Source organism: Paeniglutamicibacter psychrophenolicus, from assembly GCF_017876575.1.
Classification (GTDB): domain Bacteria; phylum Actinomycetota; class Actinomycetes; order Actinomycetales; family Micrococcaceae; genus Paeniglutamicibacter; species Paeniglutamicibacter psychrophenolicus.
On record NZ_JAGIOE010000001.1, the window covers coordinates 4,511,802 to 4,527,682 of the forward strand.

Sequence of the window (15,881 nt, forward strand, 5' to 3'; positions counted from 1 at the left end):
TGCGGAAAAGCCCGAGCGCCGAACCGAGGAGGAGACCATGCAGGCACCACGCCCCATGCCTCCTGCCACGCGGTTCATCCCCGCCGTCCAAGCGGTCACCGAACGCTCCGGGGTCACCGTCGAGGTGGTGCCCCACAACCAGAACCTCTTCTGGGCCGTCGTGCGGACCCAGGCCATCGAGGTGGTTGGCCAGCGGTGCGGGGTGCTTCCCGTCCACGAATCCGGGCACAAGCTCGGCGTACTCATGGCGCACATCGACAAGGCCATTCGTGCGGTGCGTTGCAACGCGGCGGAATCCGTCTTTTGCGACAATGTGCTGCTCGAGGGACATTTGAGGTTGCCCGAGGCGCTGGCACGGATGGGCTTCGAGGTCTCCGAGCAATTCCGGCCGCTGGTTGGAGCCCTCGCCGCCAGCGCCCTGCTGCGCGAAAGCATCGACGACTTCCATTCCGAACTGACGATCACCACGGACGCCTCGCGCAGTTGGCACAGCCCGTTGATGGGCCACGGCTGGATCCTTGACTACGGCAGGGGCTCGTCGCCAACGATCAATGCCTATGCGGCCACCGGCAAGGAAATACTGCAAGGCGAATTGAACTCGATCCACTATGCCCTGCTGGATGCCAGCAGGTACCGCGAGGATCTGTTCGCCGGACGGGTTCGTTTCCACATTCGATCCGATTCCCTCATGGCCATCGACCTGCTCAACAATCCGGCCAGCCACGCACGCAGCAGGTCGCAGGCGGCCAGGTCCATCGTGCACAAGATCCACGAGCTGTTATCCCGGTCAGAGGTTCGGTACAGCTGGGTCAAGGCGCACTCGGGCGATCCCATGAACGAGCTGGCCGACAGGTTGGCGCTGGTGGCCAGGCGTTGTTACGCGGCGGACATCACCACCGGCGAACGCCAGCGCTTGATGCTGCAAATCGCTGCGGAGGGCGTGGATCTGGGCAAGGTGCTGCCCTTGCGCACCGGCCGCTACTTCCAGTTCCAATGACCTTCGTTCCGTCCATGGTCCCCGGCGGCTTCACAGTGGCGGGGGCGACGCGTTTGCGAGGGTTGCCACACCATCCATTTTGATACCCCCAGGGGTATGTGGAATCCTTGGTTCGGGCGTCATCCAGTCGGTCTTCGCCCTTGGACTTCCCCTGGAGAACGAATATGTGTCGAGCAGTCACCTGCCGCAAATGCTCAAAGACCACCTGGGCCGGATGTGGACAACACGTCCAGCAGGTCATGAAACACGTGCCGCGCACCGAACGGTGCAGCTGCGACCCGAACGCACCCAAGGAAAAGAAGGACAGCTGGTTCCGCCGGCTTTTCTCGGCCTGGTAGTCCCGGCCCAACGGCGAGATGAAACGAAATTGCCGCCCCTGCAAGCGCACGGGCGGCAATTTCACGTTCGTCCCGGATGCCGGAACGGCGATTGGCGGACGGGGCTACCGCCAACGCAATCGGGTGTCGGAGCTGCTGGTCTTGCAGGTGTAGCTCTTGCCGTTCTTCTTGCCGACGCCCTTGGCTCCCCTGTCGGCCTTCGCGCAGTAGGCGCCGGGCGACACCTGCTTGGGCTTGGCCACGCTGGTCGGCTGCTTCCCGGTCGGTGCCGCGGTGTTCTTCGGGGCGGGGGCCGGAGCCTTGGCCGCAACCACCTTGATCGGCGCCACCTTCGCGGCCTTTTGTTTCGGGCAGGAGTTGAGAACGCGCTTCATGGCGGCCTTCTCGGCAGCGGTCACCGAAAGTGCATACTTTTTCTTCACGCTGACTTGGGTGGCCACGTACTGGCAACGGAAAGGTTTGTGGGTCGGCAACCATTCGGCGGCATTGGCATCGCCCTTGGACCGGTTCGCGGAAGCCTGCGAAGCCATCAGGTTCAACGGGTCGTTGGCGACCGCCAGCCGCTGGTCCTGGGACAGCTTCTGGCCCCCGGAAATCCAGACGTTTTTCAGCGCAACCACGTGGTCGATGTCAACGGATCCGCTGTTCACCTTCCACTTGATCGTGGTTCCGGTGTAGGAATCCGCCAGGATGCCCGAGGCCAGCTGGCATTTCCTGGCGTCCTTGTACTTCACCTTCGACAGGTCTCGCTTGAGGGTGTCCTGGCGCTCGTCGCACTTGTTTCGATTGAAGTCTTTCCAACCGTTGCCGAACTTCTTGTTCCGGTCATACCCGGTAGCCGGCGCCTTGCCCTTGACCGGCAAGGTATTCAGGACGGTCATAGCGGAAGGGCCATCGAGCTTGGCGCCCGGGCGGGTCTTTGCGACCCCGGCTGGTGCCTTGGGCTTGGCCTTCGCGGCGGGAACGCTGATGGATGCCGAGGCACCGCTCGCAGCCTTCGGCGGTGCAGGTCCATCCATGGCGGCGGGGTCCACGACCAAGGAACCGGTCAGGATCAACACGGTGAGAATAAAGGAAATCAGGTGTTTCAAATCGCTCTTTCAAGATGACTCAACGAGGCACAACGCCAAAGGTACATACAAGCACCGGCCACCCACGCATTGAACGCCGGCGGCCGGTGCTTCGATGGTTCGGAGACGGATTTAGCGCTTGGAGGCGCGGTATCCGGCCTTGCGCGCGTCGGAGGTGTTCTTGAAGCACTGCTCCGGAACCGTGCGGTCATAGAACTGGCCACCGCGAACGTGGTACTTCCATTCCTTGTTGCTGCCGGTCTGGTTGCCCTTGACCGGGAACGCAGCGGGGCAGCTCTTGCCCTTGGGCGCTGCCCACGACTTCTTCGCCGCGGCCTTCTTGACGACCAGGGTTTGAGCCTTGGAGATGGTTTTCTTCTTCTTGCCGACCTTGTAGTTCACCTTTGTCGTCACCTTGTAGGTGCCGGCCTTCAGCTTGACCGAGGTCTTGTTCTTGGCAACGGTCTTCTTCCCCTGCTTGACGGTCAGCACCTTGGAGGTGATCTTCACGCCCTTGGCCGCCTTGGCCAGCGGCTTGATGGTGGCCTTCGCCGATCCCTTGACGGTCTTGGTGGGAATCTTCCCGATTGCAACGGCCGGCGCCTTCTTGGCTGCCACGACACTGACACCCTGCGCGGGCGCAACCGGTGCGGCCACTGCGACGGCGGCCCCGGAAAACGCGATCGACACCGCCGCGGCAAGGGCAGTGAGTGTGCGAGTCAAAGTCTTCATGAATCCCCCATGTTTTCGGGCACGCTTTCACCGCGGCCCATGATCGTGGTCAAACCTCAATCAAACCATGCGCCGCGCCCAAGCCCGGGCATCGAGGGGGCGTTGTGCAACCGGACGGCACCGGGGATGCACCCGACCCGACCGGAAACCTTCTTGGCCGCACGGCCCCGCGCCCGGAATGTCACGCACCGATCCCACCACGAGCAAGAGGGGGACAATGGTTGCATCACCCTCGTACCTACGGAGCGTTTTCGATGAAGCCACGCGCGGTTCCCCCGGGGAGGCACCAAGCCGGCACCGGCTCCTCCGGCTTCCCGGCCTGCACAACACGGCCGGAAATCCCCGCCGCGCCCGGTGCAACAGCCAGCCTCGAAGCCCCGCATCGTCAACATGAGCCAGCCGCATCGCCCCATGGGCGGGGCGAGAGTTAACATACCCGCAAGGGGTCCCTGATCAGCCTGATAGCCCCTTGGCCGTTGATCGATCGGGGAAGCCCGGTTCTACTTGTAGGAGAGGAAAACGATGTGCGGTAGATCACGTTCAGCCTCGCGTCTTTCGACTCCCAAATGCAAGGAGACTTCCGTGGCGGTTACCACGATCCTCAAGGGCACCCCCACCCGGTCAGGCACACCAACCACCCGACGAAACTGGGGCATCGTTCTGATGCTCCTGATTTTTTCCATGCTCAATTTTGCCGACAAGGCAGCGATCGGCCTGGCCAGCAAGCCGATCCGGGAAAGCATGGATCTCAGCGCCAGCCAGTACGGCCTGCTCTCCAGTGCGTTCTTCTGGCTCTTTGCCATTGGAGCCGTGGTGCTGACCGCGGTGTTCCGCAAGATCTCCTACACCTGGGCCGTGGGCATCCTCATGTTCACCTGGATCTTGACGATGCTGCCACTGACCACGCAGACCACGTTCGGTGTCCTGCTGGCAAGCCGCATCGCCCTCGGGTTCTTTGAAGGTCCCGCACATGCCTTGTGCCAATCCATCGTTCACGGGCTCTTCCCGGCCGAGAAGCGGGCAACGGCCGGCGCCGTGGTTACCGCAGGAACCTCGCTTGGCCCGCTGATCTCGGCCCCGGTACTGACCTGGATCATCCTCCGATGGGACTGGCACGCGTCGTTCATCTTCCTGGTCGGTGTCAGCCTGGCCTGGATCGTGACGTGGTTCTTCTTCGCGGACCGCCTTCCGTTCAGGAAGCGGATCGATACCGACGAGGAGAAGAAGGCGGAAACCGCCATCGACCCCAACGGAGACATCGACGTCCCGTTCTACCGCCTGCTGATGCTCCCCAGCTTCTGGGGCCTGGCCCTGCTCTCCTTTGCCGGATACCTGATCACCTCGCTCAAGGTCACCTGGCTGCCGGCCTTCATGAACGAAGGCCTGGGCTATTCCATGAAAACCGTCGGCACGCTTGTGGCAATCCCCTACGTTTCGGCCATGGTGATCCTGCTCGGTACAGGCATGTTCTCCGGATGGTTGATCAAGCGCGGATTCTCCTCCCGGGTGGCCCGCTCGTTCCTCACCTCCGCTTGCCTGCTGTTCGCCGGGGTCTGCATGATCACTTTCACCCAGCTCCCCTCCGGCCCGTTGCAGCTGTTGCTGGTGGTTTGCGCATTCTCCATCAACTCGATCGCCTTCGCGATCGGTTTCGCCGGGGCCTCGGACTTCCTGCCGGCCCACCAGCGCGCGGCATTCTTTGGCTGCATCGTCGCCGCCTACTCCGTGGCGGGCATGGTCGCCCCCTACGTGCTGGGATTGATCGTTGAAAACGCCCCCACTCCTGCCGAGGGATACTCCAACGGGTTCTTCATCGTCGGCATCGTCATTTGCGTCTTCGGCGTTGCCGGCGGCCTCATGCTGAACCCGGCCCGCGCCAGGGCCCGCCTCCTGGAGCTCACCGCGATCCACGCCATTCGCAAGCAAGCAGCCCAATGACCCCTTGGTCCCGATAATCGGCACCCAGGTCTTGCACCTTGGCCACGATGCTGCGGCAAGACCCTGCGCCCAGATCCTCCCGGATCCGGGCGCAGGGTCTTTTAATGCCACGACGACCGAGAATCCTGGAAAAGGGGTATCCATTTAGGTGCCAATGGCCACGTGAGGCCCTGCAAGCCGTGAACGCACGCCTTTTGGCTCAGGTGTTTTTGCGCCAAGGCAGCGGCGGGGAGTCGATATCCAGGGTGCCGGGCCATGCCCGCGCGCCATGGACCCCGGCGGGATGCACCGGTTTGGGTTTCGAGACCAGGGCAAGGTCGCGGTAGGTCACGCGTTGCGATGCGGCCGCGCGCTGCAGCAGCCGCATGAAGACCAGACCTCTGCTGCGGCTGTGTCGCCGATTGAACCGGAACACGAACTCATCAAGGTACTGCGGCAGGTGCTCAACGCTCCAGGAACCCTGGTAGGTCCCTTCCATGGATCTTTTGACCAGTGCGAACAGCCGGTGAACCGCGGGCAAGGACTCGTGGGCGGGTTTGCCTGACGCGGCCACGTTGACCGGCTCGTGCACGTAGCCCGCAAGGGCCGATGGGTATGACCTCCACGCGTCGGTGATGACGGTGGATCCGGACGCGATGTTGGCCCGGACAAACGCCTTGAGCGACGCGGCCGAGGCATCGGGGATGACCCCCAATCGTGCACGCCCCCAGCCGTCGGGCAGGATCTCCAGGGCGCCTGCCACCAGCGTCTTTCCCGCAGCGCCCCGCCCGAACTTGCCATGGCGGGGACCGCCCAGGAACGTCTCGTCCATCTCCACGGTTCCGCGCAGCGGCTCGCTTTCGGCACTGCTCATCACCTGCCGGAGCCGGGACAACATGGTCCAGGCTGTTTGGTAAGACCCGATGGGCAGCACGCGATGCAGGTACATGGCCGAAATGCCGCTCTTGCCGGCCGTGAACAGCCAGATGGCTTCGAACCAGACCGTCATTGGGATGCGTGTCTTGTCAAAGATCGTCCCCGCGGTCACCGAGACCCGTCGCCGGCACCCGTGGCAACGGTACCGGCCAATCTCATCCCGCCCGGCCGACGGCGAGCCGCAGCGAGGACAAATGAACCCTTGCGGCCAACGCAGCCAATCCAGGTAATCCAGGCACGCATCGTCACCGGGAAACCAGGCACGCAGCTGGGCGATATCAACCGGATAGTCCCTGCCGGCAACGGGCTCGACGGCCCCGGAGTCAGCGGTAGGCTCGAACACGACGCACACCCCTTCGCGGTGTAGTCCGTGCCCCCGGCTGTTGACGCAGCGCGGAGGTCCTTGGTTCACATCAGCCTACCGGTTCACGTAAGTGGAGCATTGGCATCTAAATGGATACCCCTTTCCTGGAATTCAAGCTCAAGCCCAAGCCCGGGGAAGCCGCGAAGCGTCGGGACCCGACCCCGACCACCGGCATCATCGCAGCGCTTCATGAGCACATCCCCACGCGCTCCACCCCAAAAATTTCACTATCTTGACGCACGTCGAGATACTGATACGCTGTTTTCATGGCCTGCCCACACGCACAGACACCCGAGGGTGCACGCGAAATCGAAGACACCGTCCGCACCGACTTCCACAACGCCATGTCCTACGGAAGCTACCTGGACCTTGAGCGCCTGCTTTCGGCCCAGCACCCGGTCAGCGTCCCCGAGCACCACGACGAAATGCTGTTCATCATCCAGCACCAGACCAGCGAACTCTGGCTCAAGCTGATGCTGCACGAACTCATGGAGTCGCGCCGGCTGATGGACAACGACGAAATCGGCAAGTCCCTCAAATGCCTGGCCCGCGTCAAGCACATCCAAAAGACCCTCACCGAGCAGTGGGCCGTGCTGGCCACGCTGACCCCGCGCGAATACGCACAGTTCCGCGGCTTCCTCGGATCGTCCTCCGGCTTCCAGTCCTTCCAGTACCGGGCCGTCGAGTTCATCCTGGGCAACAAGCACGAGGGCATGCTCAAGGTCTTCGAATCCGATCCGGAGGCGCACCAGTTGCTCACCCAGGTCCTGCACGAACCGACCGTCTACGACTCGTTCCTGCACGCCCTGGCCCGCTCCGGATACGCGATTCCCGAGGAAATCCTGGACCGCGACGTCACCAAGCCCTGGGTGTTCCACGAGGCCCTGGTTCCCATCTACAAGGACATCTACGAATCCGACGACACCACGTGGAGCCTCTACCAGGCCTGCGAGGACCTCGTCGACCTGGAGGACAACTTCCAGGCCTGGCGCTTCCGCCACATGCGCGTCGTGCAGCGCACCATCGGCTTCAAGAAGGGAACCGGCGGTTCCTCCGGCGTCGATTTCCTCAAGCGCGCCCTGGACCTCACATTCTTCCCGGAGCTGTACGCCGTGCGCACCGAGATCGGCAAGTAGCCCAGAGACGTGCTTTCCGAACTCGATGACCTCGATGCCCGCCCGGGCAGCACCACCTCCCTGGTGCGCACCATCGTGGGGCTGTACCTGCGCGAATTGGGCGGCTGGATTTCCTCGGCGCACCTGATCGCGCTGATGGACACCCTGGGCACCAAGGCGCAGGTGACCCGGACGGCGATTTCCCGCCTGAAGAAGAAGGGGATCCTGGACCAAAGGGAACGCGACGGGGTCTCGGGGTTCGAGCTCACGGCCACCGGCGAACGCATCCTGGCCCGCGGGGATCGGCGCATCTTCGAGCCGCGTTCCATGGGAGCGGACGACTCGTGGTGCCTGGCCTCCTACTCCATTCCGGAGTCCGAACGCGAACGCCGTCACCAGCTGCGCAAGTACCTGCAGGGCATCGGCGGCGGGCTGGTGGCCCCGGGGCTGTGGATCTTCCCCGACTACCTGCGCGCCGAGGTGTGGGAGATCCTGCGCGTGCTCGGACTGGAGGACCACGCGACCATCATTGTCTCCAACACCCTGGAGTTCACCGGCACGCCACGGGCCCTGGCCGCCGCTTGGTGGGACCTGGATGCTCTGGCCGCTCTGCACCAGGTGTTTCTCGAACAGAACGGGACGATGGCCGAGACAGGTTTCCCGAGCACCGGCGACAGCTTCGCGGCCTACGTTCGGGCCATTGATTCCTGGCGGACCATCCCCTATCTGGATCCCGGCTTGCCAGATGGCTATCTGCCCGGCAACTGGCCTGGACACCGAAGCGCAGAGCTGTTCCTTGGAATCCAGGGGCGCCATGCCGCCGCTGCACGTGAATTCATGCGTTCTGCCGCTTAGACGGCACCTGGCGTGGTTGCGGGTGCTGCCCGGGAGATTCCCAGTGGCAACACCCGCATGGGCTTCGTCTTGAATTGTGCCGGATCGGGAAAGTTTCCAAGAATTCCCTGGCCCACCCCTTGACTACGGAAGGGCATCGGAGCATTCTTGTAATCAACCGAAAGGTTGATAAAGAAATGAGTTGAATACTCGATGTTTGACGAGCAGGATCTCAACAGGGCGTTCCTCGCCCTCGCTGACCCGACGCGGAGGCAGATCATCGTCCGGCTCTCGGCCGGACCGGCCACCGTCAACGAACTCGCCGAACCGTTCAAGATGTCCATCCAAGGCATCTCGAAGCACATTCAGGTCCTGGAACAGGCGCACCTGGTGACCCGCACACGCGAGGCACAACGCCGCCCGGTCCACTTGAATCCTGCACTTCTCACGGAACTGACCGGCTGGATCGACAAGTACCGGATACTTGCCGAGGCAAAATACGACCGCTTGGATGCCGTGCTCCAAAAGCATTCCGCACGCCGCGGATAATTCCAGGAAAGTCTCATCATGAGCAACCCATTGAACCTCACCGTCCCCGAAGGAACGCCCTTCATTGATTTCACCCGGGAGTTCGATTTCCCCGTCGACGCCGTGTTCGAGGCACATCGCGATCCGGCCCTCGTCGCCCAATGGCTTGGGCCGAACAACATGAAGATGGAAGTCGACCACTACGACTTCCGCACCGGAGGCTCCTATAAGTACGCCCATTCCGATGAATCAGGAACCTACGGCTTCACCGGGGTGTTCCACACCGTGCGCGAGAACGAGTTCGCCATCCAGACCTTCGAGTTCGACGGATACCCCGACGTCGTTGCCATGGATTACATGCGCTTCGAAGCATTGGAGGGCAACCGCTGCCGGCTGGTGGGCCACTCCGTCTACCCGACCCAAGAGGCTCGGGACGGCATGGCCGCCTCGGGAATGGAAGAGGGCATGTCGCAGGGCTACCAACGGCTGGATACCCTGCTCTCCGCCCGCTGACCACCACGTGTCCCGGGGTGGCCGCCCTGCCGCGGCATCCCCGGGACGCCACCAAACAAGACACTGCCAAACCCAAAGTGGACAGTGGGGGGAATCCGCCGGCCGGAGCGATACCGGCGGCAACATCCGGTGCAGACTCAAGTGGCCACGACCGGTGTTCCGGGTCCGCACACGCGCTTGGGCATGGTCCGAAATCCGCCACAACGCCTGCGGCAACCTATTCCGGCAGAGCGATTTATCATTTCAGATATCTGTCAACTTACCCATGTCAATGTCTAAATTGTGACCTCGGCACTTGGACGCACGGGACCGCTTTTCCGATCAGCCGCTCTGGCCCCGGTTCCCGGGGAATATGCCGACATATAACTATTTGAAACTCTTGTTTTTGGCTGGGTTCCCGGCCCTGAATTAGGGCACAAGATTTGACTAATTGGCCCGCTACTGCTGTTATGGAGAGAGGACCAGTCCACCCACATCGGGCCGAACACTGGTTCATTCGGAACCGCAATGACCGCTATCTGTCGGTCCTTTTCTGTTATTGCGGAGCCTCTCCCCCTGCGGGGATCTGAGGCCCGGGAGCATTTGACCTTGCGGCGCGCGAAGCGCCGGGCCTCATATTCGGAGGAGAGCTTTGCCTCTTTCAAGGGTCGCACTTCCGTTGTCGCCTTTCATTGGCGCGGTCCCGAATTACCCTTTGCCACGGGTAATTGAATCGGCCCTGGAATGAGGAGAAAAGCATGAGCTTGCGAGTCGGAATCATTGGTGCAGGACCCAGCGGAATGGCACAGCTGCGGGCATTTGAGGCCGCGCGCGCCAAGGGTGCGGACATGCCCGAAATCGTTTGCTTCGAAAAGCAGTCCGACTGGGGCGGCCAGTGGAACTACAGCTGGCACACCGGCATCGACGGCTCGGGGGAATCGGCCCATTCGTCGATGTACCGGCACCTGTGGTCCAACGGCCCCAAGGAATGCCTGGAGTTCTCCGACTACACCTTCGATGAGCACTTCGGCCGGCCGATTTCCTCGTTCCCGCCGCGCGAGGTCCTCTTCGACTACATTGCAGGCCGCGTCGAAAAGTCCGACGTGCGCAAGTACATCCAGTTCAACACCGCCGTTCGCTGGGTCAACTACGACGAGGCAACCGAGGAGTTCACGCTCTTCAGCCAGGACGTGAAGACCGGGGAATCCAAGACCTATGTCTTTGACAAGCTGGTCGTCTCCACCGGGCACTTCTCCACCCCCAACATCCCGGAGTTCGACGGGATCAACACCTTCCCCGGCGAGGTGCTGCACGCCCACGACTTCCGCGGGGCCGAGCGCTTCGGCGGCAAGCGACTGCTGATGATCGGGTCCTCGTACTCCGCGGAGGACATCGGCATGCAGGCGCACAAGATGGGCGCCGCCTCGATCACCCTGAGCTACCGCAGCGGACCCATGGGATTCGACTGGCCCTCGACCACCGTGGAACGTCCGCTGGTCACCCGCTTCGAGGGCACCACGGCCCACTTCGCCGACGGCACCAGCGGCGAGTTCGATGCCGTCATCATGTGCACCGGCTACCTGCACAAGTACCCGTTCCTGCCCTCGGACCTGGCGGTGAACTCCCCCAACGTCCTGTACCCGGGCAACCTCTACAAGGGCGTGGTGTGGCAGCAGAACACCAACCTGTTCTACCTGGGAGCGCAGGACCAGTACTACACCTTCAACATGTTCGATGCCCAGGCATGGTTTGCCCGCGACGTCATGACCGGCAAGATCGCCATGCCCTCGGCCGCAGAACGCGCCGCGGACATCCAGTCCTGGCTCGACACCCAGGCCGCCCTGGCCGACCACGACGCCGAGGCCGATTTCCAGACCGACTACGTCCGCGAATTGATCAACGCCACCGATTACCCGGAATTCGACCTGGATGCCGTCAGCACGCTGTTCAAGGACTGGATGCGCCACAAGTCCGAGGACATCCTGGGCTACCGCGACAAGGCCCACCGTTCGGTGATCACCGGAACCATGGCCGAGATCCACCACACGCGCTGGATCAACGCCATGGACGACTCGCTGGAGCGCTTCCTCAACGGCCCGTCGCAGAACATGGACACCAATGCCATGGCGACGGTGGATGCCAACGCCATTCTGGCCAAGGGCAAGTAGGCCGACCGCCCTTTCCCGGCCCGCGCTCGTGACGCGGGATCCATGATGCGGTTGTCCCCGCCGGCTGGCGGCGAGGGCAACCGCATCATGCGTTTTGAAGGGGCCACTGTCCTCGGCCGTCGTCGCGGCTTGCGGGCGAGAAGTAGGTGGCCATTCCCATGCGTCGGTTTCTCTTGTAGGGTGCCTCGGACAGGAACTCTTTGGGGAGAGTTCGGGAAGTCAATTGATCTTGGGGATTAAATGGCCTTGCAATCTGTTGTCGTTTCCGTGCTGTCCGAAGCCGAACTCGCTTTGGCCCGTCCGGCATTCACCACCCGCAATGTACCCGCGTCCGTCATGCACACCTTGATTTCGGGCCGGGTACGACCCCGGTCGGGCGACCTGGTCATGGCCCGGGTGTCACGGCTGGGAAACCACCGGCGCATCGAGCTGCCCGACGGTCGCAAGGCCGGGCTCAATGTGGGCGATAACATCATCGTCTGCTATGCGGACCGTTACGCCCCCGACCAGTACGAAGCGGTGGTCCCGACCTCCCTGGCACGCACCAACCTCGTGGCATCCGGCGGCTGCGCGGCCGATGCGGTGAGCAAGAGCATGGACGTCAGGAATCCCACCGTCATTGCGCCGCTGGGGCTCATCGGAGACGAACACGGCCGACCGCTGAACCTGCGGGATTTTGCCTTGCCCAGGGAACAATCGGGGCTGCTGCACCCCCGCACCGTGGCGGTGGTGGGCACGTCCATGAACTCCGGGAAAACCACCACGATTTCCTCGCTCGTCTACGGCCTGGCGCAGGCCGGAGCCCGGCCCGGCGCCACCAAGGTCACCGGAACCGGATCCGGTGGGGACTTTTGGGTCATGATCGATGCCGGTGTCCACACCATGCTGGATTTCACCGACGCCGGCGTGGCCTCCACGTACAAGCAGCCCATGAACGTCATCGAACGAATCATGACACAGCTGACCAGTCATTTGACGATGAGCGGCACCGGAGTCAACCTGATCGAGGTCGCCGACGGCATCTACCAGCAAGAGACCTCCAAGCTCATCCGGACGGCCACGTTTGCCGAGCTGGTCGACGGGGTGATCTTTGCCGCGGGAGATGCCGGCGGCGCCTACGCCGGCGTCCAGGTCCTCCAGGGGCTGGGGCACAACGTTCTAGGCATCTCCGGCAAGCTGACCCGATCACCCTTGGCCGTGCGAGAGGCAGCGGCGATCACGGGCCTGCCGGTGCTTACCAGGTCGGAACTGATGGACCCCAAGACGGCCCTCGAGCTGCTGGGAATCGACGAATCCGTGCTGCAGGACCCGTTGCCCGTGCGTGAGGCGGCATGGCCCGAGGACCTGGTGGCGGCACCGTTGCTGCTGAACCTGGACGCCGAGCGCAGGGAGCGTGCCGAGCGGCAGCGACCGCGTGAACCCGTCGCTGTCGCAAAGCGGTCGTTGCCGCCGCCGGCGGCAGCCGCCCGGATCCGCCGCAGGTTTCATTTGCGTCTTGGTGGCATGCCATGAGCTCGGGCTTTAGCGACCCAAGCACCGGCAAGGATCCCTTCCGCATCAGCCGCGCCCTCATTGCGGCGGTGGTGGCCGCCGGTGTCCTGCAGTCCGTGGCATTGGTGTTCTTCGTTGTCGCCGTCCACCAGATGCTGCGGGCCGTCGGCCCGGACCAGTTCGGCTCCCAGGCCCAGGCGGACTGGACTGCCGGGACCAATGCCGCGTGGCTGCTCCTTGCCTCCATGGCGGGGGTGGCCCTGGGCCGTGGAGCCTCCTTCGCGTTCTCGGAGCGGGCCGGCTACGAGATGGTGCGCGAATTGCGCATGTCCCAATACCGGCACCTGCAAGGAATGAGCCAGCGGCAACTGCAGCACCGATCCCGCGGCGGGTTGCTGCTGCGCTTCACGGGAGATCTTGGCATGCTGCGGACGTGGGTGAGCCGGGGCCTGCTTGAGGGCAGCGTTTGCGTCATCGTGGTTTGCGCCGGGCTCGGCACGCTCTTTTGGCTCGACCCGCATCTGGGCACCGCCGTCGCCGGCTCCTTGTGCTTGGTGGCCGCGGCCGGCCTGGCGGGCGGGCACGGAATGCGCAAATCCATTCGTTCCATGCGCCGGCGCCGTTCGCTGCTCACCAGCAACATCGACGAACAGCTCCAGGCCATGCCGGTCGTGCAGGGCTTCGATCGGCTGGCCGGTGAGGAATCGCGGCTTTCGCGCCAGAACGACGCGATGACCCGCTCCCTGGTATCGGTGGCCAACCGGCGCGGATTCTGGCGCATGCTCACGGCCCTGTGCGGGCTGCTTCCGGTCGCCGCCGTCCTTTGCGTTGGGCTGGTGCAGGTCAGGAACCAGCAGATGGACCTCGCGGCGCTCGTCTCGGGCTTGGTGGTCGCCCAATATCTGGCCCGCCCCGTGCGCGTCATCGGGCAGGGCCACGACCATTGGCATCGCTCACGCATTTCCGACGGCAAGATCCGGGATTTCCTGGCCAGCTCCTCGCGCCGGCTGGATGACGGTTCGCCTTCCCTGCTCGTTGGCGCCGGTGAAATCCAGATGCGTGGCCTCGCCGTCGAAGGCTCTTTGAAACCGCTGACGGCAACAATCGCCGGCGGGCAATTTGTCGCCGTGACGGGAGCCAACGGATCCGGGAAATCTACGTTGCTGGCCGCCATTGCCGGGCTGGTGGCTCCCACCTCGGGCCTGCTGCTGCTCGATGGACAAGACACTTCCGAGGTCAACCTGCGCTCGCGCCTGGGACGTTGCGGCTTCGTGTCACCGGATTTACCGCTGATGCGGGGCTCCGTCCTGCGCAACATCACCTACGGACGACCCCTTTCAACGGGTGCCGAGATCCATCGCGTGGTGCTCGGCAGCGGACTCGACGAGGTCCTGTCCGACCTGGAGAACGGCATCGACACCTGGCTGACCGAAGGCGGCCGAAACTTGTCCGTCGGACAGCGCCAACGCATTGCCTGGGCACGCGCGCTGATGGGCAACCCCAAGATCCTGCTGCTGGACGAGCCCGGTTCGATGCTCGACCGCCGGGCCCGCGATGCGTTGCACGGGATGCTGCACCACCATGCCGGCACCGTGGTGCTGGCGACGCACGACCCGGACGAACTGGCGATGGCCGATGTCATCTGGCACCTGGAACGGGGCCAGCTGGTTCGTGTGCAATCGGGCGAGTCCTACCACGAGGAAAGCTGGCTGGCCCAGCAGGCGGACCCCGCACGCTTTGCCGGGATGGGAGGGATTCGATGAGCAGGAACCTGCGGCGCGCCGACCGGTGGACCATGGGCGTCCTGGCCACTGCCGGCGTGCTGCTGCTTGGAAGCACGACGCTGGTGTTGGCTTCCAGCACGCCTCCACCCGTGCCCACGAAAACCATCCAGGCAACAGTCGGCAACACCGGTGCAGTGCCGGGCCTGAGCATCACCTTTGCCGGGGACACCATGCTGGCGGACGCGGCCCTCTCCCGGCTGGAATCCGACGGCTACGACTGGCCCTTCGCCCAGTTGAACTCCGCCTTGATCGGCGATATCGTCATCGCCAATGCCGAGGCACCGCTCACGAACATCAAACCCCAGGCGTCCAAGCAATTTGTCTATGCGGCCGATCCACGGGCGGCGGCAGGCCTCAAGCGCGCCGGCATCGATGTCCTGGCACTTGCCAACAACCACGTCATGGACGCCGGAGCCGCCGGATTGCAGGACACGATCCGGCATGCCGAGGAAGCAGGCCTGGCGACCTATGGTGCCGGAAGCACCCGGGACGAGGCGGCCATGCCGCTGCTGATCGATGCCGGGGAAGACGGCAAGGTGGCCGTCTTGGGTTTCGGCGAGAATTTCGGCCGCACGTCCACCGCCACCACCACGGAACCCGGAATGCTGCCGTTCACCCTTGAACGGATCACCCGAGGTCTCGAAATGGGGAAAGCCGCGGGCGCGCACACCGTCATTGCCTACGTCCACTGGGGCACCAACTACGGGAAAGTCGACGAGTCGCAAAGATATTGGGCGCAGCAATTGGTGGACGCCGGATACGACCTGGTCGTTGGCGCCGGGTCGCACGCCCTGCAACCCCTGGAGATCATTGACGGCGTGCCGGTGATCTACAGCCTGGGGAATTTCGTCTTCACCACCCCGGGCCGATATGCCGGCAAGGAGGTCACCGGCCATGGTGCGGTGGCCACCGTGACGCTGGGCGCCAACGGCGCGGGACACCTCTTGTTGACCTGCCTGGAAGTCGACAACCTGGTCGTGGAATTCCAGCCGCGGCCCTGCCCCGCAGAGACCGCCGCAACCGTCCTGGGCGGTGTCCACCCCGGATTGGAAATCAGGGCGTCCTCCGGGACCTTTACGTGGCAGCGCACGGGCAATGACGAAGCCGGGGACTGA

The 15,881-nt window shown here is 63.6% G+C and carries 14 protein-coding genes; 11 read left to right on the forward strand and 3 right to left on the reverse strand.

Going from position 1 to position 15,881, the window contains the following annotated elements; translation table 11 throughout:
• Positions 1 to 37: 37 nt before the first annotated feature.
• On the forward strand, positions 38 to 997 hold the full coding sequence (locus JOF46_RS20275) for an RNase H family protein (RefSeq protein WP_209910720.1): 960 nt from the start codon (positions 38 to 40) through the stop codon (positions 995 to 997).
• Between the two features lie 442 nt (positions 998 to 1,439).
• Here JOF46_RS20275 and JOF46_RS20280 read toward each other — a convergent pair whose 3' ends face one another.
• A complete protein-coding gene (locus JOF46_RS20280) occupies positions 1,440 to 2,426 on the reverse strand; it encodes an HNH endonuclease family protein (RefSeq protein WP_209910723.1) in 987 nt (328 codons plus the stop codon).
• Positions 2,427 to 2,537: 111 nt separating this feature from the next.
• Positions 2,538 to 3,137 carry a sunset domain-containing protein gene (locus tag JOF46_RS20285; RefSeq protein ID WP_209910725.1) on the reverse strand — a complete coding sequence of 200 codons (600 nt, stop codon included), beginning with the start codon at positions 3,135 to 3,137 and terminating at the stop codon, positions 2,538 to 2,540.
• 582 nt (positions 3,138 to 3,719) lie between these two features.
• On the opposite strand from JOF46_RS20285, the gene JOF46_RS20290 reads away from it, so the two are divergent.
• Entirely contained in the window at positions 3,720 to 5,075 is a 1,356-nt protein-coding gene (locus tag JOF46_RS20290) for an MFS transporter (RefSeq protein WP_209910728.1), read from the forward strand.
• A gap of 199 nt (positions 5,076 to 5,274) precedes the next feature.
• Here JOF46_RS20290 and JOF46_RS20295 read toward each other — a convergent pair whose 3' ends face one another.
• Positions 5,275 to 6,333, reverse strand: a complete 1,059-nt coding sequence (locus JOF46_RS20295; protein ID WP_209905747.1) for an IS1595 family transposase — start codon at positions 6,331 to 6,333, stop codon at positions 5,275 to 5,277.
• A gap of 110 nt (positions 6,334 to 6,443) precedes the next feature.
• Between JOF46_RS20295 and JOF46_RS20300 the strand changes: the two genes are divergently transcribed.
• From JOF46_RS20300 to JOF46_RS20340, 9 genes are all read left to right on the forward strand, one after another.
• Positions 6,444 to 6,590, forward strand: coding sequence for a hypothetical protein (locus JOF46_RS20300; protein ID WP_209910731.1), 147 nt, complete (start codon positions 6,444 to 6,446; stop codon positions 6,588 to 6,590).
• 30 nt (positions 6,591 to 6,620) lie between these two features.
• The gene (kynA, locus tag JOF46_RS20305; RefSeq protein WP_209910733.1) at positions 6,621 to 7,490 is read left to right on the forward strand and encodes a tryptophan 2,3-dioxygenase; all 870 of its coding nucleotides are present in this window, start codon (positions 6,621 to 6,623) and stop codon (positions 7,488 to 7,490) included.
• Between the two features lie 9 nt (positions 7,491 to 7,499).
• On the forward strand, positions 7,500 to 8,324 hold the full coding sequence (locus JOF46_RS20310) for a PaaX family transcriptional regulator (RefSeq protein WP_342592520.1): 825 nt from the start codon (positions 7,500 to 7,502) through the stop codon (positions 8,322 to 8,324).
• Positions 8,325 to 8,516: 192 nt separating this feature from the next.
• Positions 8,517 to 8,852: an ArsR/SmtB family transcription factor gene (locus JOF46_RS20315; RefSeq protein ID WP_113763346.1), complete on the forward strand. Its 336-nt coding sequence runs from the start codon at positions 8,517 to 8,519 to the stop codon at positions 8,850 to 8,852.
• Positions 8,853 to 8,870: 18 nt separating this feature from the next.
• Positions 8,871 to 9,344 (forward strand): SRPBCC family protein, encoded by a 474-nt coding sequence (locus tag JOF46_RS20320; RefSeq protein ID WP_209910736.1) that lies wholly within the window; start codon positions 8,871 to 8,873, stop codon positions 9,342 to 9,344.
• A gap of 737 nt (positions 9,345 to 10,081) precedes the next feature.
• Positions 10,082 to 11,491: an NAD(P)-binding domain-containing protein gene (locus JOF46_RS20325; protein ID WP_209910739.1), complete on the forward strand. Its 1,410-nt coding sequence runs from the start codon at positions 10,082 to 10,084 to the stop codon at positions 11,489 to 11,491.
• 240 nt (positions 11,492 to 11,731) lie between these two features.
• Positions 11,732 to 13,003, forward strand: a complete 1,272-nt coding sequence (locus JOF46_RS20330) for a P-loop NTPase family protein (RefSeq protein WP_209910741.1) — start codon at positions 11,732 to 11,734, stop codon at positions 13,001 to 13,003.
• Positions 13,000 to 14,745, forward strand: coding sequence for an ATP-binding cassette domain-containing protein (locus JOF46_RS20335; protein WP_209910744.1), 1,746 nt, complete (start codon positions 13,000 to 13,002; stop codon positions 14,743 to 14,745). Before JOF46_RS20330 ends, JOF46_RS20335 begins: the two co-directional genes overlap by 4 nt.
• Complete coding sequence (locus JOF46_RS20340) at positions 14,742 to 15,881, forward strand: CapA family protein (RefSeq protein ID WP_209910748.1); 1,140 nt, start codon at positions 14,742 to 14,744, stop codon at positions 15,879 to 15,881. The genes JOF46_RS20335 and JOF46_RS20340 overlap by 4 nt, the downstream gene beginning before the upstream one ends.

Coding starts and splice junctions, on each gene's coding strand:
- JOF46_RS20285 (WP_209910725.1), bottom strand. CDS start 3,137: ATGAAGACTTTGACTCGCACACTCACTGCCCTTGCCGCGGCGGTGTCG.
- JOF46_RS20335 (WP_209910744.1), top strand. CDS start 13,000: ATGAGCTCGGGCTTTAGCGACCCAAGCACCGGCAAGGATCCCTTCCGC.
- JOF46_RS20325 (WP_209910739.1), top strand. CDS start 10,082: ATGAGCTTGCGAGTCGGAATCATTGGTGCAGGACCCAGCGGAATGGCA.
- JOF46_RS20320 (WP_209910736.1), top strand. CDS start 8,871: ATGAGCAACCCATTGAACCTCACCGTCCCCGAAGGAACGCCCTTCATT.
- JOF46_RS20275 (WP_209910720.1), top strand. CDS start 38: ATGCAGGCACCACGCCCCATGCCTCCTGCCACGCGGTTCATCCCCGCC.
- JOF46_RS20300 (WP_209910731.1), top strand. CDS start 6,444: ATGGATACCCCTTTCCTGGAATTCAAGCTCAAGCCCAAGCCCGGGGAA.
- kynA (WP_209910733.1), top strand. CDS start 6,621: ATGGCCTGCCCACACGCACAGACACCCGAGGGTGCACGCGAAATCGAA.
- JOF46_RS20315 (WP_113763346.1), top strand. CDS start 8,517: ATGTTTGACGAGCAGGATCTCAACAGGGCGTTCCTCGCCCTCGCTGAC.
- JOF46_RS20330 (WP_209910741.1), top strand. CDS start 11,732: ATGGCCTTGCAATCTGTTGTCGTTTCCGTGCTGTCCGAAGCCGAACTC.
- JOF46_RS20340 (WP_209910748.1), top strand. CDS start 14,742: ATGAGCAGGAACCTGCGGCGCGCCGACCGGTGGACCATGGGCGTCCTG.